Source organism: Frederiksenia canicola, assembly GCF_011455495.1.
GTDB classification, from domain to species: domain Bacteria; phylum Pseudomonadota; class Gammaproteobacteria; order Enterobacterales; family Pasteurellaceae; genus Frederiksenia; species Frederiksenia canicola.
The window spans coordinates 1,736,212-1,760,586 of record NZ_CP015029.1; the positions used below are offsets into that span (position 1 = coordinate 1,736,212).

The window sequence follows — 24,375 nt, forward strand, 5'->3', positions numbered from 1 at the left end:
AACAAGCGGTCAGATCCGTCAAAAGTTTTGCAAATTGCATTTGCAAAAAATCCTTAGAAACTGACCGCTTGTAAACAAATGGCGGAAACTTCCGCTATTTTGTTGAATGTTAGATAGTTCGTTTGACTTCAACCACTTCAAAGACTTCGATTTGGTCACCGACTTTTACATCGTTGTAGTTTTTCACACCGATACCACATTCCATACCGTTACGCACTTCGCTAACGTCATCTTTGAAACGGCGGAGAGATTCGAGTTCGCCTTCAAAAATAACCACGTTATCACGCAATACACGAATTGGATTGTTACGTTTAACAATACCTTCCGTTACCATACAACCTGCGATTGCACCAAATTTCGGGTGACGGAAGACATCACGCACTTCTGCCAAGCCGATGATTTCTTGCTTGAATTCAGGTTGTAACATACCGCTCATGGCCGCTTTGATTTCGTTAAGCAATTCATAAATGATTGAATAGTAACGTAAATCGATGTTTTCACTTTCGATTACACGGCGAGCAGTTGCATCGGCACGTACGTTAAAGCCAAGTACAATCGCATTTGAGGCTGCCGCTAAAGTCGCATCGGTTTCCGTGATACCGCCCACGCCAGAGCCGACGACTTTCACTTTCACTTCTGCGGTTGAAAGCTCAGCTAATGATTGGCAAATAGCCTCCACAGAACCTTGTACGTCTGCTTTCACGATCACATTTAATTCTGCTACATCGCCTTCTGCCATATTGGTAAACATGTTTTCCAATTTCGCTTTTTGCTGACGAGCCAATTTCACTTCGCGGAATTTGCCTTGACGATACAATGCCACTTCACGCGCTTTTTTCTCATCACGCACAACGGTTGCTTCATCACCTGCTGCTGGCACGCCTGAAAGACCAAGCACTTCCACTGGAATTGACGGGCCTGCCGAATTCACTTCTTTACCGTTTTCATCACGCATTGCACGCACACGGCCGTATTCAAAACCGCATAATACGATGTCACCTTTGTTGAGTGTGCCCGACTGAACAAGGATAGTTGCCACTGGGCCACGACCTTTATCCAAGTAAGACTCGATTACCACACCGCTTGCCATGCCTTCTTTCACTGCCGAAAGTTCAAGTACTTCCGATTGGAGCAAGATAGCTTCTAATAAATCGTCGATACCCATGCCTTTTTTCGCTGACACTGGCACAAATTGCACATCACCACCGAATTTTTCGGAAATCACTTCGTGTTGTAACAACTCTTGTTCTACACGATCTGGGTTCGCTTCTGGTTTATCAATTTTGTTCACGGCAACCACAATTGGAGCACCTGCTGCACGGGCGTGCTGGATTGCTTCGATAGTTTGTGGCATCACACCGTCATCAGCCGCAACAACAAGTACTACGATGTCAGTTGCTTTCGCACCACGGGCACGCATTGAGGTAAAGGCGGCGTGTCCCGGGGTATCTAAGAAAGTAATCATCTTACCGTCATCCGTTTCCACGTGGTATGCACCGATGTGCTGAGTAATACCGCCCGCTTCGCCGGCTGCCACTTTCGCTTTACGAATGTAGTCAAGTAAGGATGTTTTACCGTGGTCAACGTGACCCATAATAGTCACAACTGGTGCACGTTGTACTTTTTCCGCATTGACATCACGATCTTCCATTACCGATTCTTCTAACTCATTTTCTTTACGAAGAATCACCTTATGTCCCATTTCTTCTGCGACAAGTTGTGCGGTATCTTGGTCAATTACTTGGTTGATGGTAACCATTTCGCCCATTTTCATCATCGTTTTGATGATTTCGGTTGCTTTCACTGCCATTTTGTTAGCTAATTCTGCAACAGTAATGGTTTCGCCAATAACGACGTCCGCTTTGGCTACTTGAGCTGGTTTAGTAAAGGCTTGTTGTAACGCACTGCCTTTTTTACCATGTTTACCTTTGCCTTTTACATCTTTCTGGTTACGACGATCGGATTGACGTTCATTTTTGTCATCACGATCACCTTTTTTCGCTTTTGCTACACCTGTTGCCTTACCACGACCACGACTTTCACTGCGGCGATCATTATCACGATCCGCTTCGCGAGCATAGCTTGAAGTAAAACGATCATCATCAAAATCATCATTTGATTCACTCGCTTCTTCTTTCGCAATTTCCGCTAAACGGCGGGCATTCTCTGCCGCACGTTTTGCCTCCATTTCCGCTTTTTCACGAGCGAGTTCTTCTTGCTTGCGGCGTAATGCTTCTTCTTCTTTACGTTTTGCTTCTTTTTCGGCATCCACAACTTTTTCGACTTTAGCCGCTGGCTTCGTTTCTGCTTTTGGTTGCGTTTTTGGTTGTTTATTTGGCATGACCGGTGGTTGATGAACCGCCTTTTTCGCTTCCTCTGCTTTCGCTTCTTCTGCCGCTTTAGCTTTGGCTTCCGCTTCTGCTTTTTCTTTTGCCGCTTTCTCAGCCGCTTCTTTTTCTGCTTGGGCTTTTAATAGTGCCGCTTCTTTTGCTTTCTTCGCAGCTTCGGTATCCACCTTGCGAGTTTTACGAACTTCTACTTGGACTTCTTTCGCTTTGCCGCCAACAGTTGTGCTACTCACTGTCGTTTTGGTACGACGTTGTAAGCTCAATTTCTTAGGGGCATCTGTTTTAATTTCATTATCACTCATCTTTTTTCTCCCACGTCTTAACTAAACCAACAAATTTGACGTGCCGCCATAATCAACTCGCCTGCTTTTTCTGCCGAAAGCTCTTCAATATCCGCTAAATCATCCACACCTTGCTCTGCAAGGGCTTCTAATGTGGTGATCTGTTTTTCTGCCAACTTGAACGCGATATGACGATCCATACCTTCTAGGTTGAGTAATTTATCTTCAATATGTGCTTGTTTTAACGCTTCCTCTTCCGCAAGGGCTTGAGCCGTTAATACATTTTTTGCACGGGTTTGTAATTCTTCAACGAGATCTTCGTCTTCTAAGCCGTCAATTGCTGTCAATTCGCTTACTGGTACATACGCCAATTCTTCAAGGCTGGTAAAGCCTTCTTCAATTAAGATATGTGCAAATTCTTCGTCAATTTCGAGACTGGAAACGAACAAGTCAATTACTTTGTTATCTTCTGCTTGGTGTTTTTTGTCCAAGTCTTCGGTGGTCATTACGTTTAATGTCCAGCCAGTTAATTGAGTTGCTAAACGTACGTTTTGACCATTACGACCAATCGCTTGAGCTAATGCCGTTGATTCCACTGCAATATCCATTGAGTGATTGTCTTCATCAACTACGATTGAACTAACATCCGCTGGTGCCATGGCGTTAATCACAAACTGAGCTGGATTGTCGTCCCAAAGCACGATATCCACACGCTCACCGCCTAATTCATTGCTGATCGCTTGAACACGTGCTCCACGCATCCCTACGCAAGCACCAACTGGATCGATACGTTTATCATGCGTTTTCACGGCAATTTTCGCACGTGAACCAGGGTCACGGCTTGCCCCTTTGATTTCGATAATTTCTTCACCAATTTCAGGCACTTCTAATTTGAATAACTCTTGCAACATAATCGGTTTGGCACGAGTTACAAACAGTTGTGGACCTTTCGATTCTGGTTTAATTTGGTAAAGCACGCCACGCAAGCGGTCGCCTGGACGGAAATTTTCGCGAGGTAACATATCTTCACGCACAATCACCGCTTCGGCTTGGTTGCCTAAATCTAAAATGATTTGATCACGGCTGACTTTTTTCACCGTTGCGGTAATGATTGAACCGAGTTGTGAACGGAATTGGTCGATCACTTTATTACGTTCCGCTTCACGAATTTTGGTACTAATCACTTGGCGAGCGGTTTGCATCGTGATGCGATCAAAGGCGATCGATTCAATTTCATCTTCAATAAAGTCGCCTAATTGAATGTTTGGATCTTCAAATTGTGCTGCTTCCAAGCTGATTTCTTTGGTTTGACTACGTACCTCTTCCACCACTAACCAACGACGGAAAGTGGTAAATTCACCTGTTTTGCGATTGATTGATACACGCACGTCAATGTCGATTCCCGTTGAGCGAGCATCGTCACGATCAGCGGCGGCTTTTTTCTTGGTTGAAATCGCTAATGCGGTTTCTAACGCTTCAAAAATCGCATCTTTTGGTAATAATTTTTCATTTGAAACCGCTTCAGCGGCTAATAAAATCTCTTTACTCATTGGTATGTCCTAGAAATTAAATACGGGAACTAAATTCGCTTTTTGAATATTACCGAAGGCAAAAGTTTGTGGGCTGCCTTCCACATTTAAGGTGATTAAATCGCCTTCTACTGCCACTAATTTGCCTTGCCATTTACGGCGATCGAGCATCGGAATGCGTAAGTGAATCACCACATCATGCTCAACAAAACGTTGGAAATGTTCGAGTGTAAACAGTGGGCGATCTAAACCTGGTGATGACACTTCCAAGTTATATTTATCCGTAATCGGATCTTCCACATCAAAAATCGCACTCACCTGACGGCTCACATCACTGCAATCATCAATAGTTACACCGCCTTCTTTGTCAATATATAAACGCACCGTTAAAAAACGACCCGCACGCTGACATTCAATCCCGACTAACTCAAACCCCATTGCTTCAATGGAATCCAGCACAAGATCTTGTAATTTTTGTTCTAAGGTTGCCAAAAGTCACTCCTCAATCAATCCAATCCCACCACACTGACCATTTTGCATTTTCCCATAGGGGCAAAGCGATATGTCGGCTCAAAACAAGCGGTCACATTTAGCGAGAATTTTACAAATTTTCTGTGGGTGAACACACTGGTTCACCCCTACATATCCGCATTCAGCCTAACAAATTTTCGTAGGAAAAATTTTACAGATATAAAAAAGGAGCTTTTAAAAGCCCCTTCAAACTACAAAGCTGACTGTCTAGCCACAAAAAAGCCCCAAAACACTCAGTGTGGGGCTTTCAAGCGGTTTGTTTTATTGAAAATTTTGCAAATCACATCTCAAAATCTCAAATAAAACAAAACTCATTGTTAATCCTTAACAATGAGCCTTAAAAACTGGTTGCGGGGGCCGGATTTGAACCAACGACCTTCGGGTTATGAGCCCGACGAGCTACCAAGCTGCTCCACCCCGCGTCTGATATGGTGCATTATAGTGTGTAAAAAAAAGATTGCAAGTGTTTTTTTACTCAAATACTCCAAACGATCTTTTTTTAAACAGAAAAATAATTGCTACGCTTCAATCAAACGATGCAAATCAGTGTCTTTACGATCTAAATAATGTGATGATTGGATTTTCCGAATCGTTCGAGAACGGCCTCGAATCAATAAGGTTTCGGTTGTTGCTAAATTACCTTTACGTTGAATGCCGTTTAATAAATCGCCAGATGTAATTCCCGTTGCAGAGAAAACCAAGTTATCGTCTCTAACCAGATCGTCTAATTTCAACACATCATTAATCGGTACATTCAAGGCTTCACAACGGCTAATTTCTTTTTCTGCAAAAGCAAAATTCTCTAACGTGTTGCCTTTCACTTGATTGCGTGGCAAGAGCCGTGCTTGCATATCACCACCTAACGCTCGAACAGCGGCTGCAGTAATCACGCCTTCTGGAGCTCCGCCAATGCCATAGAGTAAATCTAGCTGACTTTCTGGCAAACAGCACTGTACTGCGGCAGCCACATCGCCATCAGGAATGGCCATCACCCTTACACCAAGTTGCTGCATTTCTGCAATGACGCTGCTATGGCGTGGTTTATCAAGAACGGCCACGGTCAGTTGAGAAAGCAGTTTTCCTTTTTTAGACGCAACCCGACGCAAGTTTTGTTCGAGAGGTAAATTGAGATCAATCATTCCTCTTACGTCCTGACCAACGACTAATTTTTCCATATACATGTCAGGGACTTGTAAGAAAGTCTCTCTGCCACCTGCGGCTAACACGGAAAGGGCATTCGCTTGCCCCATTGCTGTCATGCGAGTACCATCAATAGGATCAACGGCAACACTAACAATTTCATTATCTGCCTGCCACAAGCCCACTTTTTCCCCAATATAAAGCATTGGTGCTTGATCTATCTCACCTTCACCAATGACGACTTCTCCTTGAATTTCCATTTGATTCAAAATAATGCGCATCGCTTTTACTGCGGCTTCGTCTGCGGCATTTTTATTACCACGCCCCAACCACGCAAACGCTGCCAATGCGGCAGCTTCCGTAACACGAGAAAATTCAATAGAAAGTGATCGTTTCATCTTTAGCTCCTTAAGAGAAATGCTTTAAAAGAATGGATTAATTTTGCGGACATTAGGATACCATATTTCCATCTGTCAGAGATGACAAAATCACAGCAAGCGGTCAGATCACGGCAAAATTTTGCAAAATGTTCTGCGGAACTGACCGCTTGTTGTTGTTCTTTTGCCTTGCCAAGATGGCTCTTTAAGGCATATTCAATAGCGTGTATAATGCAACGCTATTCCCTAGCAAAAAGTGAGAGATGTAATGAGCAACGAAGAATTGATTAACAACGAACACGCTGATGTACGTGCTAATTTTATTACCCACATCATTGATGAAGATTTAGCCTCAGGCAAACATAGTAGCGTCCATACCCGTTTTCCTCCCGAGCCAAATGGTTATTTACATATCGGTCACGCCAAATCCATTTGTTTAAATTTTGGAATTGCTGAAGACTATAAAGGCTTATGTAACCTGCGTTTTGACGACACCAACCCAGTAAAAGAGGATGTGGAGTATGTCGAGTCGATCAAACAAGACGTGGAATGGTTAGGCTTTAAATGGAATGGCGAGGTGCGTTATGCCTCTGACTATTTCGATCAACTTCACGGCTATGCGATTGAGCTAATCAAAAAGGGGTTAGCTTATGTCTGTGAATTATCACCTGATGAAATGCGTGAATATCGTGGTACTTTAACTGAGCCAGGTAAGAATAGCCCTTATCGTGACCGCTCTATCGAAGAAAACCTAGCGTTATTTGAGAAAATGAAAAACGGGGAGTTTGCCGAAGGTAAAGCGAGTTTGCGTGCCAAAATCGATATGGCATCGCCATTTATGGTGATGCGTGACCCCGTGCTTTATCGGATTAAATTCGCGAGCCACCATCAAACAGGTGACAAATGGTGCATTTACCCAATGTATGATTTCACCCACTGTATTTCCGATGCGATCGAGCGGATCACTCACTCTCTCTGTACTTTAGAATTCCAAGACAACCGCCGTTTATACGACTGGGTGTTAGATAACATTTCGATTGAGCGTCCATTGCCACATCAATATGAATTTTCTCGTTTAAATCTGGAAGGCACATTAACCTCTAAACGTAAATTATTGAAATTAGTGGAAGATAACATCGTGGATGGCTGGAACGACCCTCGTATGCCAACCATTTCAGGCTTACGCCGTCGTGGGTATACTCCTGCTTCTCTACGTGAATTCGCTCGTCGTATCGGTGTAACCAAACAGGATAACGTAGTCGAATACAGTGCGTTAGAAGCCTGTATTCGAGATGATCTCAACACCAACGCCCCACGAGCGATGGCTGTGATCAACCCCGTGAAAGTGGTGATTGAAAACTTCGAAGGCGAAGAAATTTTGACTGCACCAAACCACCCAAATCGTGAAGAACTCGGCGTGCGTGAATTGCCATTTACCCGTGAGCTCTACATTGATGAAGCCGACTTCCGTGAAGAAGCGAATAAGCAATACAAACGCTTAGTGTTAGGCAAAGAAGTGCGTTTGCGTAACGCCTATGTGATTAAAGCGGAACGTGTCGAGAAAGATGCAAGCGGTAAGATCACCACGATTTTTTGCACTTACGATCCTGAAACATTAGGCAAAAATCCTGCCGATGGCCGTAAAGTAAAAGGCGTGATCCACTGGGTATCTGCAACCAATAACAAACCTGCAGAATTCCGTATTTACGACCGCCTGTTTACCGTGGCAAATCCAGGAACGGAAGACGACATCAACAGCGTGCTCAACCCGAATTCATTAGTGGTGAAACACGGCTTCGTTGAGCCGAGTCTCGCTAACGCTAAAGCAGAACAAGGCTACCAATTTGAACGTGAAGGCTACTACTGCCTAGACAGCAAAGACGGCTCCGCAGATAACTTAGTGTTTAACTTAACGGTAAGTTTAAAAGAAAGTGTTGCTTTTTAAGCTAATTTAGCTTACTCTAACTTATTTAACAAAGTTTTAACCAAACTTTAGCATAAGGAGCAAACAAACTATGGGATGGTTATCCGCTATTATCGTAGGTGCAATCATTGGTTGGATTGCCGAAAAAGTAATGAAAAGCGAAATGGGTTTATTGATGAATATCATCATTGGTATCATTGGCTCTTCATTAGGTCGCTGGGTATTTGGTGATATTTTAAATATCGGTTCAGCACATTCTGCTGGTAGTTTCACGATCGAAGGACTGCTATTTGGTGTACTTGGTGCAAGTTTACTGATTTTCTTACTCCGTTTCTTTAAACTAAGAAGTTAATGTTCATCAATAACAAAAAGCCACCTTTTCATTAGATTAGGTGGTTTTTTTATTAGTAACTCGCTATTTGAATACGGTCCAAACGGGGGCATGATCAGAGGGTTTTTCCATCGCTCGAATTTCAAGGTCGATGCCTGTTTCCACGCAGCGTTCCGCTAATGGATTCGAAGCAAGCACCAAGTCGATTCGAAGCCCTCGGTTATCGTCGAAGCCCTTTGAACGGTAGTCGAACCACGAGAACTTATCATCTGCGGCAGGGTTCATTGCTCGGAAGGTATCAACTAAACCGAAACGGTGCAATTTGCCAAGCCACTCACGCTCTTCAGGTAAGAACGAGCATTTACCGTCCCGCAACCAGCGTTTGCGGTTTGCTTCACCAATGCCAATGTCAAGATCGGTCGGACTGATATTCATATCCCCCATAATCACAATGGGATTTTCAGGGCTGAGTTCCGTTTCGAGATAACGTTGCAGATCAGCATAAAACTTCTGTTTGGCAGGGAATTTGGTTTCGTGGCTGCGGTTTTCGCCTTGCGGGAAATAGCCGTTGAGCACTGTTAATTTACCAAATGGTGTTTCTAAATCTGCCATGATCATTCGCTTCTGGGCGTTTGCATCATCCGTTGGAAAACCTTTGCGAACGGCAATCGGTTCCTTTTTGGTCAGTAACGCCACGCCATAATGCCCTTTTTGCCCATGATGAAAAACGTGATAACCCAAGTGATTAACTAAATCGTAAGGGAAATCTTCATCGGCTACTTTGATTTCCTGTAACCCAATCACATCGGGCTGATGCTTATCAATCAACGCTTCTAACTGGTGCGGTCTTGCACGCAACCCGTTGATATTAAAAGAGATGAATTTCATTTTTTGTCCTTATAGGTGGGGCTTGACCCACACCATTTTTTAGAATTTATGAAAAAACGGTTTCTTCATAACTATCAGTGGCTCAAGCCCCACCTTATTTTACTCGCGGTGTAAGCCTTAGACTCTACTCAACCGCTTTAATCTGAATCACACCGCTTTCCGTATAATCGCTTTGCTCATCGTCATCTTGCACCACAGGTACGCTTGGGATTTCGGCTTTGTCGAAGGCAATGTCGCCTTCAACACCGTCAATCATCATGCCACGTTGAATACCTTTAAAATCAAACAGACTTGGATCACATAAATGTGATGGTACGATATTTTGCAGAGCACTGAACATCGTTTCAATGCGTCCAGGGTATTGGCGATCCCAAGTTTGCAACATCTCTTTCACCACTTGGCGTTGTAAATTTGGCTGCGAGCCGCACAGATTGCACGGGATAATTGGGAAATTTTTCGCAATTGAATATTTTTCAATGTCCTTCTCTTTGCAGTACGCCAACGGACGAATCACGATCTGTTTACCGTCGTCACTAATCAATTTGGGTGGCATACTTTTCATTTTGCCACCGTAGAACATATTCAAGAATAGCGTTTCGAGCATATCATCACGGTGGTGTCCGAGAGCAATTTTGGTGGCACCAAGTTCCGTTGCGGTGCGGTATAAAATCCCACGACGCAGGCGGGAACAGAGCGAACACGTGGTTTTGCCTTCAGGGATTTTTTCTTTAACAATACCGTAGGTATTTTCTTCGACAATTTTATATTCCACGCCGATGCTGTCTAAATAAGCGGGCAAAACATGTTCAGGAAAACCTGGCTGTTTTTGGTCAAGATTGACCGCCACAATGTCGAAATGGATTGGGGCACTGAGTTTTAGATTGAGCAAAATATCAAGCAAAGTGTAGCTGTCTTTACCGCCCGATAAACAGACCATCACTTTATCGCCATCTTCAATCATATTGAAATCCGCAATCGCATTGCCAACGTTGCGGCGTAAGCGTTTTTGCAGTTTATTCAAATTATAGACAAGTTTTTTCTCTTTTTGCGTGTCTTGCAAAGCGTCTTGAGTCATAATGTCGAAATTTTCTGAGGTTCAAAAAGCTGAACATAGTAACGGTTTTGGTGTTTTTTTCAAGTAAAAACACCCTAACAAGCGGTCAGATCCTCATCATTTTTTGCAAATCAGGAACATTATGACAACCAAACGAATTATCATCGGCATTAGTGGAGCAAGTGGCTTTCAATATGGCTTTAAGGCATTGGAATTATTGAAACAACTGGATGTGGAAACGCATCTCGTGTTGTCAAAAGGAGCAGATCTGACCCGTCAATATGAAACGGATATTCCAGCCGAAGCCTTGCTCGATCTCGCCAATGTGATTCACCCCATTCACAATGTGGCCGCAAGTATCGCCAGCGGTTCGTTTAAAACGATGGGTATGCTGATTGCCCCTTGTTCGATGCGAACCTTGGCATCTGTCGCTCACGGCTTCAGCGATAATTTGCTCACTCGTGCGGCAGATGTGGTATTGAAAGAACGTAGAAAACTGGTGTTGATGGTGCGAGAAACGCCGTTACATTTGACCCATTTGGATAATATGCGAAAAGTCACCGAAATGGGCGGTATTATTTTCCCGCCCGTGCCTGCATTATATCATCAGCCGAAAACAGTCGATGAAATCGTGACCCACAGCGTCAGCCGAGCCTTAGATCAATTTGATTTAGCGATTGAAATGCCGCGTTGGCAAGGGAAGGGCGATGAATAACATCCCAAGTAAACTGATCGAGTTTATTCAACAAAATCATGTTGTCAGTCTCGCTTGCTCACACCAAGAGGAAATTTGGGCTGCGAGCTGTTTTTATGTTTTTGACTCCAAACACGACCGCTTGATCGTTCTCACCAAACAAAGCACCCAGCACGGCAAAATGATGCTGGCAAATCCACATATTGCAGGCACGATAGCCGCTCAGCCTGATAATATTCAGAACATCGAAGGCATTCAATTTACTGCCATCGCTCAACGTTTAACGGACAGCAAAGCGGAACAAGCCCGTCTGCTCTACACTGCTCGCCACCCGATTGCGAAGCTGATTCCAAGTGATGTGTGGGAAATCCGCTTCACCCGCATCAAACATACCGAAAACCGCTTGGCGTTCGCACAGAAAACCGAGTGGCAAGCCACGTAAAAAGACGCCAAATTTGGCGTCTTACTTGGTCTTACTTCATGATTCGACCGCCATCTATCCGATATACTTGATCAAACTTCTCTAAACCGCTCATACGGTGAGTGATCATCAATAGGGTGCGATTTTCACAGTGCTGGAAAATCAATTGTAGAATTTGTTGTTCTGTCTCACGGTCAAGCCCTTCTGTTGGCTCATCAAGCAATACAATTTCCGCTGGACTTAGTAACAAACGAGCCAAGCCTAAACGACGCTGTTCACCACCCGATAGTGGCCTTCCACCTTCGCCTAGCCATAAATTTAAGCCTTCTTGTTCAGTTAAATGGCTCAAGCCAACTTGGTTGAGTACTGAAAACAGCTCATCATCACTCGCCTGTGGGTTCCCCATTTTTAAGTTGTCTTTTAAAGTTGAGCTAAAAATATGCACTCGTTGGCTAAGCGTCACAATCCGCTCACGTAGCGTTGATTCGGGGTAATCGGCAATATTGCAAAAGTTTAGCGAAATCTGACCGCTTGTCGCATCGTAATTTCGCACAAGCAGTTGGAAAATGGTCGATTTACCGCTACCCGTTTTGCCTAAGATAGCCACTTTCTGCCCGGCCAAAATCTCAAAGGAGAGCTCATTCAATGTCTTTTCTAGGCGATTTGGATAGCGAAAACTCACTTGTTTAAAATGAACAATCGGTTGATTTTTTTCGATTTTTTGCCATTGTGCAGTGCCATTAAAAGCAACCAATGGCTGCTGTTCGGTGATTTCGTTCAAACGCTCCGCCGCCGCAATCACCTGCCCTAAATGCAAAAAGGCAATGCCGATGGGGCTGAGAATTTCCAGCGATGCCAATACGCAGAACACCACCAACGCAATCAACGCAGCGGGTTCATCGGCAGTTGGCACGTTAATTGCCGTTGCAGAAAGGTAAATAACCGCCGTAACTAAAATGCCATTAAAGGCGATCAGCAACGCATTTGACCAGCCCGCCAACTGACTTTCTCTGCTTTGGGCATGCAACCATTGTTTTTCGGTATGTTGCAATTTTTCCTTAGTTTGTTGCTGCACACCAAACAGTAAAAATTCGGCATTCAGTTGAACCCACTCAATAAACTGGCTGCGATAAGTGGCTCGTGAAACAATCGCCGTTTTGCCAAGTTTTTGCCCTAATTTGTAGAAAACAAACGGAAAAATCAGCAATAACGCCGTTAAACTGCCGCAGATCACTAACGCCAATAAAGGTGAGACAAATGACAAGCCAATCGCCATAAATACAATCACCATCACCGCACTGACAAAAGGGGAAATCAGATTGAGATAGAGCGTATCAAGAGTGTCGACATCCGCTACCAAGCGGTTTAGCAGCTCACTATTACGATAGCGACTTAACCCCGCTGGGCTGAGTGGAATGAGTTTACGGAAGACAGCAACTCGAAGAATTGCCAACACCTTAAAGGTGCCATCGTGAGTAACAAGACGTTCAAAATAGCGAGAGACTGTCCGCCCAATCGCCAACCCACGAACCCCAGAAGATGGGTAGAAAAAGTTAAACAGTAAACTTGAACCAACCAACGCCGAAGCGGCCAAAAACCAGCCCGATAAACTCAACAGCCCGATACTTGCCGCAAGGCTAGTGATCGCCAAAATAATGCCAAGCACCAGTTGCCATAAATGATGGCGATATAAAGAAAGAAAAGGGAAAAGTGAACGCATTACGAATTTCCTAATAATTCTGCAAAAAATCCTTGATTTTCAAGAGTTTCAAAGTTGCCCTGTTGGATAATTTGCCCTTGTTTCATCACCCAAATTTCATCACACTGTTTTAAGTCCTCAATACGGTGGGTGATCATCAAGGTAGCTTGCTCTCTGTTGAGATTATGCAAAGCTTGCAACACTTGCTGCTCCGACTGCAAATCTAAACTGGCGGTCGGTTCATCAAGCAGTAGCAATTGGTAAGGTCTCAACAACGCTCGTGTAATAGCAATGCGTTGAGCTTGCCCGCCTGAAATACCGAGATTACTGTCGTGTACTTCGCTATCTAACCCCAAACGATGTACAAATTCATCCGCTTTTGAGCGTTGCAACGCCATTTCGATTTCTGGCTCCGTTGCCTTAGCGTTGCCAAGTAATATATTTTCTCGCAATGTGCCTTTCATTAACTGTGGATTTTGCCCCACCCACGCCAACTTGCCACGCCAGTCCGCCATATTCATTTCTCGCAATTCTACGCCATTGATTTTGACCGAACCTTGATACGCCAGAAAACCGAGCAACATATTCATCAACGAGGTTTTTCCCGCCCCGCTCTGCCCGACCAATGCAATATGTTGGTGAGCGGAAATGTCAAAACTCAGCGGCTGGGTCAGCGGTTTGCCTTGTGGGGAAAGGATCACACATTCCTTTGCTTGAATAACAAGCGGTTGATTTGGCACATTTTTTTGCCCTTCGGTTTGAGTGAGAATATCTTCATTCAAAAAGGTTTCGATATTATCTGCTGCCCCAATCGCTGCGGCTTTGTCGTGATAATAAACGCCCAGCTCCCGCAGGGGCTGATAAAATTCAGGAGCAAGCATCAAGCAGAAAAAGCCGACAAACATCGTCACTGCCGTGTCGTAGCTACCGAAATTCAGTTCACCCAAATAACTAAAACCGAAATAGACCGCCATTACCGCAATTGAAATTGCAGTGAAAAACTCCAATACGGCTGAAGATAAAAAGGCCATTTTCAGCACGTCCATTGTGCTGATACGAAATTCTTCGGTGCGTTGATAAATCTGCTCTGTTTGGGTTTCCGCCTGGCCAAATAAACGGATAGTTTCCAAACCTTTTAAGCTATCCAAAAATTGTCCGCTCAAGCGAGACAGCACGCCAATATTGCGTTGGTTCGCATCCGCTGCTTTAAAACCCGCTAACGCCATAAAAATTGGCAACAGTGGCAAAGTTAAAAACAAAATCAGCCCTGCCGCCCAGTTCAATGGAAACACAAAACAGAGAATAACCAGTGGAACAATCAACGATAAAAATTGCTGCGGCAAATAACGGGCGTAGAAATTATGAATATTTTCAACTTGTTCCAACATCAACGTCGCCCAACTACCTGCAGGACGTTGTTGAATTGTCATTGGACCAACGGTGGCGAGTTTGTCCATAATTTGCTGGCGTAGATGCAGCCGCAAGGTTTTGCCCGCTTGAAAACCTGCCCGTTCACGCAACCATAAAATCACAGCCCGCCCCAAAAAACAGCCAAGCAACAACGCCAGTTGTGGTAAAAACGTGGTGGGAGATTGCTTTTCTGCAATCATCTTATGCAGCATCGATGCCAGCAATCCCATTTGTGCCACAATCAACAATGCCCCGGCAGAACCAAGTAACACATTGAGATAAAGCCATTTTTTAACGGTTTTCTGCTGTTGCCGAAGCCATTTTTGCAGGTGTTTTTGACGTTGTTTGTCCATAAGGTAGTTTTATATTCCTTAAAAAATTAATAAATTCGCTACACGATCCCCTTTTCTCCTTGTGGAACAGGGCGTAGGTAGGCGGAACAAGCGGTCAGTTCCGAGCTATTTTTTGCAAATCATCTCTCTCCTTCCCAAAAAGTGAAGAAGAGATATTTCGTTAATCAAATTCAAATCGGTAGAATAAATCAACCGCTTGATTGACGCTCGACATCCATTGTAAATACAAACTTGGGGCGAGACGATAGCGTAAGGTAAGTTCGGTTAAAGGGGCGAAAATTCCCACCGCATATTTCACTTTAAATTTAGGGGTGAGACTGCCACTGACTTCTACTTTGGTATTATCGCCGATCCCTGCGGTTGTTACATTCAGATCGGTAATACCAAAAGCACTTCCTACACCACCAACTAATTTACTGCTTTTTGATAAACTCAAACCAATTAAAGCTGCCGCAATGGAGTTACTTGAGCTGCCATCACCACTCGATTCTAAACTTCTTCCCGTTAAGACGTAAGAAAGGGCTTGGTCTTGTGCCATTGCAGGCGTTGAAAACACTTTTACATCTGGCGAATCTGCAATGCCCGTCACTTTTACCCCTGCGACAATGCTTGGGTCTTCCATCGCTTCTGGATTACGAATCGCTTCAATATCTAAAGTCGGTTGTGATGGTAGCCCAGAAAACGATATGAGCCCTTTTCGAATCACTAAGTCTTGTCCAAAAGAAGCAAAGGTTCCGTTTTTCAAATTAACTTGCCCATATAAACCAAGCCCTTTATCTCCCTGTCGCACTTTCAGTGTGCCGTAAATATCCGTTTTCAGCCCATAAGCGTCCAAACTCACTCGCTCCATACGATCGTTTCCGATATTGACTAAAATATCCGCTTTAATCGCCATTCCTTTGCTGTTTTGACTTGGTAACGTCGTTGGCAATGGGATTTTCTGCTTGTGTTTGGCTGAACCGTCCATGATCACTTCATCACCGCTGATGCTTACCGCACTTTCAGGTAATTCTTCTACTGAAATTCTTGCCCATGGAATATCTACATTTCCAGACAACAGTAACTCTTTTGGCGTTGCCTTTACTTCAATATTTGGACTGACATCGACTTTGGCTATTCCGGGAATATCAATACGAAAACGGTTTGCTTGAGCACTGATTCGAGTGTGCCATGCTTCCAATTTTTGCCAGTTGGCATCACCTTCCAGCATCAAATTACTCTCTTTGGTTTGAACATTGCCTTTTAGTGTTGAACTCGTGCCATTAAAATTCAGTGCAAGATTGCCGCCTGTTACATCAAATGGCATCATATAGGCTTTAGCTTTTAACCCTGTTAGATTCAAATTACCAAAAAGCTGTGGCGATAATGCGTTCCCCCCGAAAGTTAAACGGGCATTGAGTTCGCCATCAACACTTTCACCGCTACTGAGCAACGGTTTAATCACACTTAGATTGACTCGCTCAAGATTAAGAGTACCCGATAAGGCACGTGCTTTAGCCACGTCTTTCATCAATAAGTCACTCACTAATCGTCCGTTATTTTCAAGGCGAATATCCGTGTTAAGTTTTAAATTGTTCTCAGCCAAATTCGCTTTGATACTGAATGGTTTCAAGCTAATTGGCAGTGTGCGATAATTGATTTTTTGCACCAATTTGATGCCATTGGAATTGACTTCCACATTCACCACTGGGCTTTTGTTTGTAAACCACGCCGCATCACCTTTAGCAGATAAATTGCCAGATAATTGGCTCTCTTTCGGTAAAAATTCTTGGATAGCCGCTAAATCAAATGACTTGATTTCAAATGGGACTTTGCCTTCTTTTCCAGCGGAAAAAGCTTGTGGAAAGCATACATTGAGCTTTGGATTACGCCAGCAGTGTGCCGAAATATTGGCATTGATCGGCTTATTATCATAGGTAATTTGCACCACTTTATCATTTTTCCATTCACCGATAGGCGAGCTTATTGCAACATTGCTTAATTCCCCTTGCCAACGCTGTTGCAAGCGGTCAAATTTTCCAGAAACTTGCAAATTGCCTCCAACGGGATCCCCCTTGGAAGTCAGTTTCAAACTGTGATTAGCTTCGCTACCTGATGCCGTTAAATTCGCTTGTTCGATGTTGATCTCACCTTGACGGAACTGTTTAATCGCAATATTTAAATCGCCTTGAACCATTTTTTCGGCAGTGATTGTGCCTTTGGCGATAACTTGCTGTAATTGCGTTTCAGCATAGCTAATGTTATTGCCAGTTAGATCTAAGTCTAGCGAAGGCTCAGTAACTTTGCCTTGCAAGCGTACCTTTCCTTTCAAACTGGCTTTTAAATTCGGCACTAAACCTTGTAAATTCGGAGCATTGATGTCTGCGGCAAAATCTGACTGCTCTCCCAACACACCTTTTAAGATAATATTGTTTTCGCCATAAATTAAAGTTGCTTGTGGCACTTTTAGCAACGTTTGGTTATCCGCCGTTAGCTCGCCTTGGAGCTGTAATTTTTTGTTGGCGATAGTCCCGAACAAGTTCATTTCGGAAACGGCAACCGCCCACTGTTCTGCCTGCTCGCCTCTACCCGCAAAACCTGTGGATTGTAAATCCCCTGAAAGCAGTGCCGCCCAATCTGGCGTGAGTGATTTGGTATTGATGCCGTCAAGGTTCGCTTTGGCATTCCACCCCACACCATGTGACCAATCCACGTTGCCCATTAAATTCGCCTTGCCTTGTAAAGCGTTAATAGCAAGCCGCTCTAATTCAAACTGGGTTAATTCACCCTTACCTTTTACGGCTATATCCCCGGCAGGCAAGCCCATACCACTCATCGCTACGCTGCCGTTGAGTTGATAATTAAGCAGATCGCCCGCTAAAGCAAAATCAAGTTTTTTCAGTTTCAGCGGTTCAACGCCTTTTTCTGCGATGAACGGATAACGCACTTCATCACTTTTCACGGTCAAATTCAGTGGGGTTTTCGGTTCCGCAAGCTGTACGGTTCCTTGAATATCCGCGTTTACCGCCCCTTGTGTTTTGACTGCCAATGCTGTTGTACCAAATAGCTCGCCTGATAAATTGAGAGCGATTTGGCTAGCGGGCAGTTTAACGTCCGGCAGATCTGGCGTATCGGCGTTGAGTTGCCATGCAAGCGGGTAGTTACCATCTAATGTCAGTACGCCTTTCCCTGCAACATTACCTTTATCCGTTTGAATATTCAGCGTTCTGAGTTCAATGGATTGCTCATCCGATTTTCCCTCTAAGACCAGAGAGGAGACGTTCACCAACGATTTTGGATCGCCTTTTTCACCTTTCTCATTGCGAGTTTGCTGTTCGAGATGGATATTTTGAGCGTGAAAATCGTGCACCGTTAAATTTAACGGCAATTTGATCGGGTTTAATTTGGTTAATCGAGGCTGAGAAAGCTGCTGTTTTAATGCCATCCAATCGATGGGTGGATTTGCAACTTTTTGTTCGGAACTGACCGCTTGTTCGGCATTTTTCGGGGGTAAACGTAAGGTCAAGCCACGCAATTCCGTCTGTGAAAGATGAAGATTTTTACCTTCGCCTGCCAAGCCTGAATGGAAATGATCGAGTTGGATCGCCATTTCATCGACATCCACCTGTACATTGTCGAGAGCAAGCTGTTTCAATTCAACCGGCAACGGCAAGCTAAACTCGCCCGTCTTTTTTTCTTGTTTCGGTGCAGAAGGCGGTAATTTACTCGTATCAATCTGAATATGAGCATTTTTCACCGCTACATTTTCGACACAGGCTTTGCGTTGCAGCAAGCAACCGAAATCGAGATGTAAATCGGCTTGACCGACTTGAACATCCACGCCATTCATTTTAAATGCTGTATCTGACAGCGTTAAGCCGTCTTGCAGACTACCTTCCACGTTACCGAAACTCAAGCCATCAACCGCTTTGGCAACCCATTGCAATGCTAACTGCTGACCTTTGCCCGTGCTGAGAAAGGCGATTGGCATAACTATCACCAACAGCAATAATGCCAAGCCCCAACGCAGCCAACGACGCCTCTTCGGCGGGCGAGAAGTTTCTGTACTTTGAGTCTCTGTACTTTGTGTTTCGGTTATTTGTCTCGCTGTTTTTTGATGTTCCATTTGCAAAATATTCCCAAAATCTGACCGCTTGTTCGACTTATAATTCTGCACCTAAGCCGATATAAAACTGTATGCCTTTTTTCGCTTCTGGCGAGCGCAGTGGTGTGGCGAGATCGACTTTGATCGCCCCAATCGGCGAAGCCCAACGTACGCCAATGCCCGCACCTGAATGTAATTCTTGATTACTAAAGCGTTTCGCTGCATATCCCGTGTCATAAAAAGTGGCAGCCCACCAGTTTGGATAAACTTGATATTGATACTCTGCCGTTCCCGTTAATAAATGAGATCCCCCCGTTAATTTGCCATTTTTGTCTCTGGGTGAAATATCTTTATAACCAAATCCACGTACACTCATATCCCCCCCCGCAAAATAGCGGAGTGCAGGGGTAATTCGTCCAAACTGATTGGTTTTTAAATAACCAACCTCAGCACGCAAATAGAAGCGGTGGTTATCTGCAAACGTTCTCACCCACGCACTTGATGCTTTTACACTGTAGAAGTCCACATCTGATGCCCAAACCTTACTTCCCCAATTCAAGGTGAGCTTTTGGGAATCGCCCCATAATGGAAAACGATTACCATCACTTCGTTTACGATTAAGCGAGGCTGTTGGATAAATTAACAACGTTTTTAAGCGGGGATCGCTGCCTTGTTGAAATGAGTCATAACGGGTTTTCACGCCTAAAGAAAACGCCCAACCTGTTTCATGATTCCAAAATCGTTGCAGTGCTAATTGAGCAGCCGTAATTTTGGTGTCGTTATTATCTTCTCGCTCTACACCTGCAGAAATTTGATAAAAATAATGAATCGGGTGAGATTTCAAGGGAATGTTGTAACCAAATTCAACATTCTGTTCGGGCTGAGAAATATAAGTATTACTTTCAATGCTATGCCCACGATCATTCAACCATGGTTTTTTCCAGTTCAACTGCAAACGTGGACCAACATCGGTAGCAAAACCAATCCCGATTTCTACATCATTTTTCTTTTTCGGCTGTAATAACACTTTTAAATCCACGGTTTTATCCGCTTCTTTAACTTCTGGCTCGACAAGCACCGATGCAAACCAATTACTTGAAGTAAAATCACTCGACAGTTTGGATAAGTCGTTCAGGTGGTAATAATCACCCGATTTGATGCGTAAAATATTGCGTAAATAATCCTCTCGAATCTGACTATTCTCAAACGCAATTTGATCATAACGATAACGTTCTCCACTGTTATAAGCCAACCGCCAGTCTGCGGTGTGTTCCTTAGGGTACACTTCTAAACGATGAGCTATCCAAACGCCATCTAAATATCCTTTAGCCTGAGCCAATTTATCCACACTGCTTTTAAAATTCTCATACGTTTCATGATTCAAAATCGTACCGGATTTCGGTACTTCTTTTTCAATTAACTTCGCAAAATCGGGATCTTGTGCTGCCTGACCTGAAATTTGAATATCTCGTTCATCCAATTTTGTTGGTTTATCTAATGTTACTTGTAAGTTCAGCAGATCTTTTTGCGGACGGGGGCGAGGTGTTAAACTAAATTGGTATTTAGAATTATAATAACCCTTGGCTCTCAGTGCTTTATCAATCGTTTCCTGAACACGATATTGATAACGTTCTGAACCATCCGCTTCATCATTACTGACTTGGGAAAGATAAATTCGCACATTGGTATAGAGATCTTTGTCATCGATCCCTTTCACTTTTAACAAGACTGTCTGTTCAGCAGATGCCGACGCGACAACAAATAAAGCCAAATAGGCTAGTTTGGTTTTCATTTGAATAGTTCTCTTAAAAATATTTGCTACCTTTTATACCTATATTTTTTTGTTATTCTTTAGGTACTCCTCTCAATAACGGCACACTGTCAAAAGGTGGCTGAGAAGTCAAAGCTGGTTCTGTATCAAAAAGTATAATAAACGGTTTGGCTGGTTGCACCTCTTCTCCACGCCAAAGGGAACTTACACTCACAAGCTGAATATCAGCTGGTAAATTGTTCAACCCTTTTTCTAATACAGCAATACTATTAGCGCGTGGATGGCCAATCATTACAGAAGTGCCGTGTTTACGTGCATAAGCAATTGCTGCATTGAATTGCTTCTGCACATCCGCAAATTCATCACTGTCATCTAAAAAAATATGCCGTTCTAATGTGTTGATGCCAAATTCTCTCGCTGTTTTTGCCGCGACACTATTTCCCGCAGTTTTGCTGTCTAAAAAGAACAATTGTTGCTGTGATAGTGATTGCATTAAATGCTGCATCAAGAGTTTATCTGTCGTTGCCCGACTGCCCATATGATTATTCAAACCAATAGCATAAGGTACTTTATTGCGAGCTACTTGAATGAGTCGGCTGACTTTTTCGCCATCCATATCAATCGTTAATGCCCCCGCCTCAATCGGCTGCAGGTGATTTTGTGGCTGCATAGGCAGATGAATTAAAATGTCTCTCTTTTGTGCAAACGCCTGATTTGCCCTTGTCGTGGCAAAAGGTGCGGAAGGAATAATCGCAACCGCAACTTCTTGCGGTAAGGCATAAATAGCACTGTCTTCCTTATTGCGATAACCAATGTCATCAATCACAATGGCGAGCTTTGCTGCCATTGCAAGCGGTGAGATCAAAGTAAAAATTTGCAAAAAAATCAACAGAACTGACCGCTTGTAAAATCCCTTTATCATGCTAGTTCACCCATTTCAACGGATTGACCGCTTTACCATTTTGACGAATACCAAAGTAAAGTGCTGAACGTTTCTGACCACCTGAGTTGCCAACATACGCAATGGTTTGCCCTGCCTGTACTCGATTACCGACTCGAACAGAGACTGATTGGTTATAGCCATATAACGATACAAATCCTTTACCATGATCGATTAACACCATTTGCCCATAACCATCTAACCAATTGGCAATCACCACTTTTCCTGAGGCAATCGCCTTCACTGGCGTGCCCGCCCCAGCTTCAATGACCACCGCATCCCATTTTAGTTCGCCCATTTGAGTAGAGCCAAAACGGTTTAAAATACGCCCATTTACAGGCATCGGATATTTTCCTGAAAGTCCTGTGCCTGCTCTAACTTGTTGCTTTTCTTGCTCTGTTGCATGACGTTTTTCTTCAGTATTTTTCCGTTTTTCCAACTGTGCAATTTCTTTCTGCTCTTGCTGTTCCGATTTTTTAACCGCTTGTTCAATTTGCTTACGCAATGCGGCTTCGTTTTTTTTCAGTTCGTCTAAACGACTTTGATCGGCCTCTAATGTTTTATCAATCGATTTCAACGTTTTTTCACGCTCATTTTTAACTTTATTCAACTCTCTTTCTTGCTTTTTCTGCTCAGAAAGCTGCGTTTGCTGCCCCGATTGCTGACTCTTCAATTCATCACGACGAGCTTTCAACTCTTCTTGAGTGCGACGTAAATCATGAATCACATCAATACGCACTTGATTGATGTGCTCATAATAAGCCCCCATTCTGTCAGCATTTTTAGCTTCTTCAGAGAGCAAACGTTCTAATACAGAAGGATGAATACCAGAACGATAAGCCGAATCAAGCTGCTCTTTGAGCTTCTCTTTTTGCAAATTTTCTTGCTTTTCTAACCGCTTGATCTCTTGTTCCGTTTTTTTAATAGATTGACGAATTTCTGACAGGGAAAGTTCTATCTTCTTTAACGAATTATTCACTTGCCCAATTTGGATTTCTTGGTCTTTAAGAGTCGATTGAAGACCCGCTCGTTTTTTCTTCTGCTCTTCAATTTTGGCTTGTTGTTGGGTAATACTTTGTTGGATTTGTGACAAATTATTTGCCTGAACATTTCGTACTCCAACCAGTAGAACCACGAAAAGAAAAACAGAAATTTTCCTCATTGCCACCATATACCCTACTCAAATTATGACGATAAAATGTATCATTCTAATAAGTTGCACGGTAAATAGCTATAATTTTATATAAGTTCAACACGAAGAATGTGAAAAATTTGTTAATCCGCTTAGATATTGGATAAAGATCTGATATTTGCTACGTTTAGCTTTTTGATGAGTTTAGTTTGAGCTGGAAAAGCGTAAAAAACAAACAAGAAAATTGATTTTAAAAAAACTAGGTTACGAAAAATTGAAACGGAAGAGAAATATGGAGGCGTGTCCCGGAGTCGAACCGAGCTACATGGATTTGCAATCCAGTGCATAACCGCTTTGCTAACACGCCGATAAGAAAAAATGGAGCGGGAAACGAGGCTCGAACTCGCGACCCCGACCTTGGCAAGGTCGTGCTCTACCAACTGAGCTATTCCCGCATTTGAGAAGTGTTGTTTAAAACGCTTTGCATTTTACGAATTTTCGCTAGGCTGTCAAACGTTTCTTGGTAATATTTTTTTAAATGCCGAAAAAAAATGCGTTATGCTGATTTTTTACAAAATCTCATTGAAAAAATTGTAGAAAAGCGGATAATTTAATAAGAATTAGTCTTATTTAGATCAACATTAAGGAGTTCTCTATGCGTCTAAAATCTCTTGCAATGATCATTTCAAGCCTATTTTTAGCAACCTCTGCCCATGCTACTGATCTTTCCAAAGAAACTGCAGCATATAAGGCTTTTGTTGTTGAGCAAATAGATCAATTAGTAACGGATACCGAAAAATTTGTCGGCTATTTAAAAGCAGGCGATGTGCAAAAAGCGAAGCAACTCTACCCGCTTGCTCGTATGTATTTTGAACGCTCTGAGCCGATTGCAGAAAGTTTTGGCGATTTAGACCCGCGTATTGATGCTCGTCTTGCCGATTTAGCCGAAGAAGGTAAAACGGAAAAAGATTGGTCTGGCTTCCATAAAATTGAAAAAGTCTTGTGGGAAACTAACAGCACTAAAGGGACAGAAGAAACCGCAGATCAACTGCTTAAAGATGTGAAAGAACTGCGTGCGAAAATCCCAACTGCAGAGGTTACACCTGAATTAATGATTACGGGTGCGGTAGATTTGTTAAACGAAGTGTCTACCACGAAAGTGACTGGCGAAGAAGAAATTTTCTCCAAAACTGACCTATACGATTTCAAAGCGAATATTCAAGGTGCGGAAAAAATCTTTGAATTATTCGAACCTAAACTCTCTCAAAAAGATGCCAAACTTTCAAAAGAAATCGCCGCTCGTTTTGCAGAAGTAAATATGTTACTCGACAAACACAACCAAGCAAAAGGCAGTTTTGACTACGTAGGTTACGACAAACTTTCTGCTGCGGAGATCAAATCCCTTGCCGAAGCGGTAAACAAACTCGGTGAACCACTCGCACAAATGGGTATATTACTCGAAAAATAA

The 24,375-nt window shown here is 43.3% G+C and carries 17 protein-coding genes and 3 tRNA genes; 5 read left to right on the forward strand and 15 right to left on the reverse strand.

Going from position 1 to position 24,375, the window contains the following annotated elements; translation table 11 throughout:
- Positions 1-109 precede the first annotated feature (109 nt).
- The 5 genes from infB to glpX all read right to left on the reverse strand — a co-directional run bounded on the left by infB (position 110) and on the right by glpX (position 6,227).
- Positions 110-2,650: a translation initiation factor IF-2 gene (infB, locus tag A4G17_RS08435; RefSeq protein WP_123956025.1), complete on the reverse strand. Its 2,541-nt coding sequence runs from the start codon at positions 2,648-2,650 to the stop codon at positions 110-112.
- A gap of 17 nt (positions 2,651-2,667) precedes the next feature.
- Entirely contained in the window at positions 2,668-4,179 is a 1,512-nt protein-coding gene (nusA, locus tag A4G17_RS08440) for a transcription termination factor NusA (protein WP_123956024.1), read from the reverse strand.
- A 9-nt stretch (positions 4,180-4,188) separates the two neighbouring features.
- Positions 4,189-4,650 (reverse strand): ribosome maturation factor RimP, encoded by a 462-nt coding sequence (gene rimP, locus A4G17_RS08445; RefSeq protein ID WP_123956023.1) that lies wholly within the window; start codon positions 4,648-4,650, stop codon positions 4,189-4,191.
- A 384-nt stretch (positions 4,651-5,034) separates the two neighbouring features.
- Positions 5,035-5,111 (reverse strand) — tRNA-Met (locus tag A4G17_RS08450).
- 96 nt (positions 5,112-5,207) lie between these two features.
- The gene (gene glpX / locus A4G17_RS08455) at positions 5,208-6,227 is read right to left on the reverse strand and encodes a class II fructose-bisphosphatase (protein ID WP_123956022.1); all 1,020 of its coding nucleotides are present in this window, start codon (positions 6,225-6,227) and stop codon (positions 5,208-5,210) included.
- 247 nt (positions 6,228-6,474) lie between these two features.
- Between glpX and glnS the strand changes: the two genes are divergently transcribed.
- Both glnS and A4G17_RS08465 read left to right on the forward strand, forming a co-directional pair.
- Positions 6,475-8,151 carry a glutamine--tRNA ligase gene (gene glnS / locus A4G17_RS08460; protein WP_123956021.1) on the forward strand — a complete coding sequence of 559 codons (1,677 nt, stop codon included), beginning with the start codon at positions 6,475-6,477 and terminating at the stop codon, positions 8,149-8,151.
- 70 nt (positions 8,152-8,221) lie between these two features.
- Positions 8,222-8,482, forward strand: a complete 261-nt coding sequence (locus A4G17_RS08465; RefSeq protein WP_123956020.1) for a GlsB/YeaQ/YmgE family stress response membrane protein — start codon at positions 8,222-8,224, stop codon at positions 8,480-8,482.
- Positions 8,483-8,545: 63 nt separating this feature from the next.
- Here A4G17_RS08465 and xthA read toward each other — a convergent pair whose 3' ends face one another.
- Positions 8,546-9,349: an exodeoxyribonuclease III gene (gene xthA, locus A4G17_RS08470; protein ID WP_123956019.1), complete on the reverse strand. Its 804-nt coding sequence runs from the start codon at positions 9,347-9,349 to the stop codon at positions 8,546-8,548.
- 124 nt (positions 9,350-9,473) lie between these two features.
- Positions 9,474-10,424 (reverse strand): tRNA 2-thiocytidine(32) synthetase TtcA, encoded by a 951-nt coding sequence (gene ttcA / locus A4G17_RS08475; RefSeq protein WP_123956018.1) that lies wholly within the window; start codon positions 10,422-10,424, stop codon positions 9,474-9,476.
- A 121-nt stretch (positions 10,425-10,545) separates the two neighbouring features.
- Between ttcA and A4G17_RS08480 the strand changes: the two genes are divergently transcribed.
- Positions 10,546-11,118, forward strand: a complete 573-nt coding sequence (locus A4G17_RS08480) for a UbiX family flavin prenyltransferase (protein ID WP_123956017.1) — start codon at positions 10,546-10,548, stop codon at positions 11,116-11,118.
- Positions 11,111-11,539, forward strand: a complete 429-nt coding sequence (locus A4G17_RS08485) for a PNPOx family protein (protein ID WP_123956016.1) — start codon at positions 11,111-11,113, stop codon at positions 11,537-11,539. Before A4G17_RS08480 ends, A4G17_RS08485 begins: the two co-directional genes overlap by 8 nt.
- A gap of 31 nt (positions 11,540-11,570) precedes the next feature.
- Here A4G17_RS08485 and cydC read toward each other — a convergent pair whose 3' ends face one another.
- From cydC to A4G17_RS08525, 8 genes are all read right to left on the reverse strand, one after another.
- Complete coding sequence (gene cydC / locus A4G17_RS08490; protein ID WP_123956015.1) at positions 11,571-13,238, reverse strand: heme ABC transporter ATP-binding protein/permease CydC; 1,668 nt, start codon at positions 13,236-13,238, stop codon at positions 11,571-11,573.
- Complete coding sequence (gene cydD, locus A4G17_RS08495; protein ID WP_123956014.1) at positions 13,238-14,980, reverse strand: heme ABC transporter permease/ATP-binding protein CydD; 1,743 nt, start codon at positions 14,978-14,980, stop codon at positions 13,238-13,240. The genes cydC and cydD overlap by 1 nt, the downstream gene beginning before the upstream one ends.
- A 160-nt stretch (positions 14,981-15,140) precedes the next feature.
- Entirely contained in the window at positions 15,141-19,085 is a 3,945-nt protein-coding gene (tamB, locus tag A4G17_RS08500) for an autotransporter assembly complex protein TamB (protein ID WP_123956013.1), read from the reverse strand.
- A gap of 37 nt (positions 19,086-19,122) precedes the next feature.
- Positions 19,123-20,856: an autotransporter assembly complex protein TamA gene (gene tamA, locus A4G17_RS08505; RefSeq protein WP_123956012.1), complete on the reverse strand. Its 1,734-nt coding sequence runs from the start codon at positions 20,854-20,856 to the stop codon at positions 19,123-19,125.
- A gap of 52 nt (positions 20,857-20,908) precedes the next feature.
- A complete protein-coding gene (locus A4G17_RS08510) occupies positions 20,909-21,757 on the reverse strand; it encodes a divergent polysaccharide deacetylase family protein (RefSeq protein WP_123956011.1) in 849 nt (282 codons plus the stop codon).
- Between the two features lies 1 nt (position 21,758).
- Positions 21,759-22,937, reverse strand: coding sequence for a murein hydrolase activator EnvC (envC, locus tag A4G17_RS08515; protein ID WP_123956010.1), 1,179 nt, complete (start codon positions 22,935-22,937; stop codon positions 21,759-21,761).
- 263 nt (positions 22,938-23,200) lie between these two features.
- Positions 23,201-23,274: transfer RNA gene (locus tag A4G17_RS08520), tRNA-Cys, on the reverse strand.
- Between the two features lie 12 nt (positions 23,275-23,286).
- A tRNA-Gly gene (locus tag A4G17_RS08525) sits at positions 23,287-23,362 on the reverse strand.
- A 200-nt stretch (positions 23,363-23,562) separates the two neighbouring features.
- Between A4G17_RS08525 and efeO the strand changes: the two genes are divergently transcribed.
- Positions 23,563-24,375, forward strand: coding sequence for an iron uptake system protein EfeO (gene efeO / locus A4G17_RS08530; RefSeq protein ID WP_123956009.1), 813 nt, complete (start codon positions 23,563-23,565; stop codon positions 24,373-24,375).

Excerpts from the sequence above, each read along its gene's own strand:
- glpX (WP_123956022.1), bottom strand. The coding sequence starts at position 6,227 with ATGAAACGATCACTTTCTATTGAATTTTCTCGTGTTACGGAAGCTGCC.
- A4G17_RS08510 (WP_123956011.1), bottom strand. The coding sequence starts at position 21,757 with ATGATAAAGGGATTTTACAAGCGGTCAGTTCTGTTGATTTTTTTGCAA.
- glnS (WP_123956021.1), top strand. The coding sequence starts at position 6,475 with ATGAGCAACGAAGAATTGATTAACAACGAACACGCTGATGTACGTGCT.
- cydC (WP_123956015.1), bottom strand. The coding sequence starts at position 13,238 with ATGCGTTCACTTTTCCCTTTTCTTTCTTTATATCGCCATCATTTATGG.
- cydD (WP_123956014.1), bottom strand. The coding sequence starts at position 14,980 with ATGGACAAACAACGTCAAAAACACCTGCAAAAATGGCTTCGGCAACAG.
- efeO (WP_123956009.1), top strand. The coding sequence starts at position 23,563 with ATGCGTCTAAAATCTCTTGCAATGATCATTTCAAGCCTATTTTTAGCA.
- ttcA (WP_123956018.1), bottom strand. The coding sequence starts at position 10,424 with ATGACTCAAGACGCTTTGCAAGACACGCAAAAAGAGAAAAAACTTGTC.
- infB (WP_123956025.1), bottom strand. The coding sequence starts at position 2,650 with ATGAGTGATAATGAAATTAAAACAGATGCCCCTAAGAAATTGAGCTTA.
- tamB (WP_123956013.1), bottom strand. The coding sequence starts at position 19,085 with ATGGAACATCAAAAAACAGCGAGACAAATAACCGAAACACAAAGTACA.
- A4G17_RS08465 (WP_123956020.1), top strand. The coding sequence starts at position 8,222 with ATGGGATGGTTATCCGCTATTATCGTAGGTGCAATCATTGGTTGGATT.
- nusA (WP_123956024.1), bottom strand. The coding sequence starts at position 4,179 with ATGAGTAAAGAGATTTTATTAGCCGCTGAAGCGGTTTCAAATGAAAAA.
- tamA (WP_123956012.1), bottom strand. The coding sequence starts at position 20,856 with ATGAAAACCAAACTAGCCTATTTGGCTTTATTTGTTGTCGCGTCGGCA.
- A4G17_RS08485 (WP_123956016.1), top strand. The coding sequence starts at position 11,111 with ATGAATAACATCCCAAGTAAACTGATCGAGTTTATTCAACAAAATCAT.
- A4G17_RS08480 (WP_123956017.1), top strand. The coding sequence starts at position 10,546 with ATGACAACCAAACGAATTATCATCGGCATTAGTGGAGCAAGTGGCTTT.
- xthA (WP_123956019.1), bottom strand. The coding sequence starts at position 9,349 with ATGAAATTCATCTCTTTTAATATCAACGGGTTGCGTGCAAGACCGCAC.
- envC (WP_123956010.1), bottom strand. The coding sequence starts at position 22,937 with ATGAGGAAAATTTCTGTTTTTCTTTTCGTGGTTCTACTGGTTGGAGTA.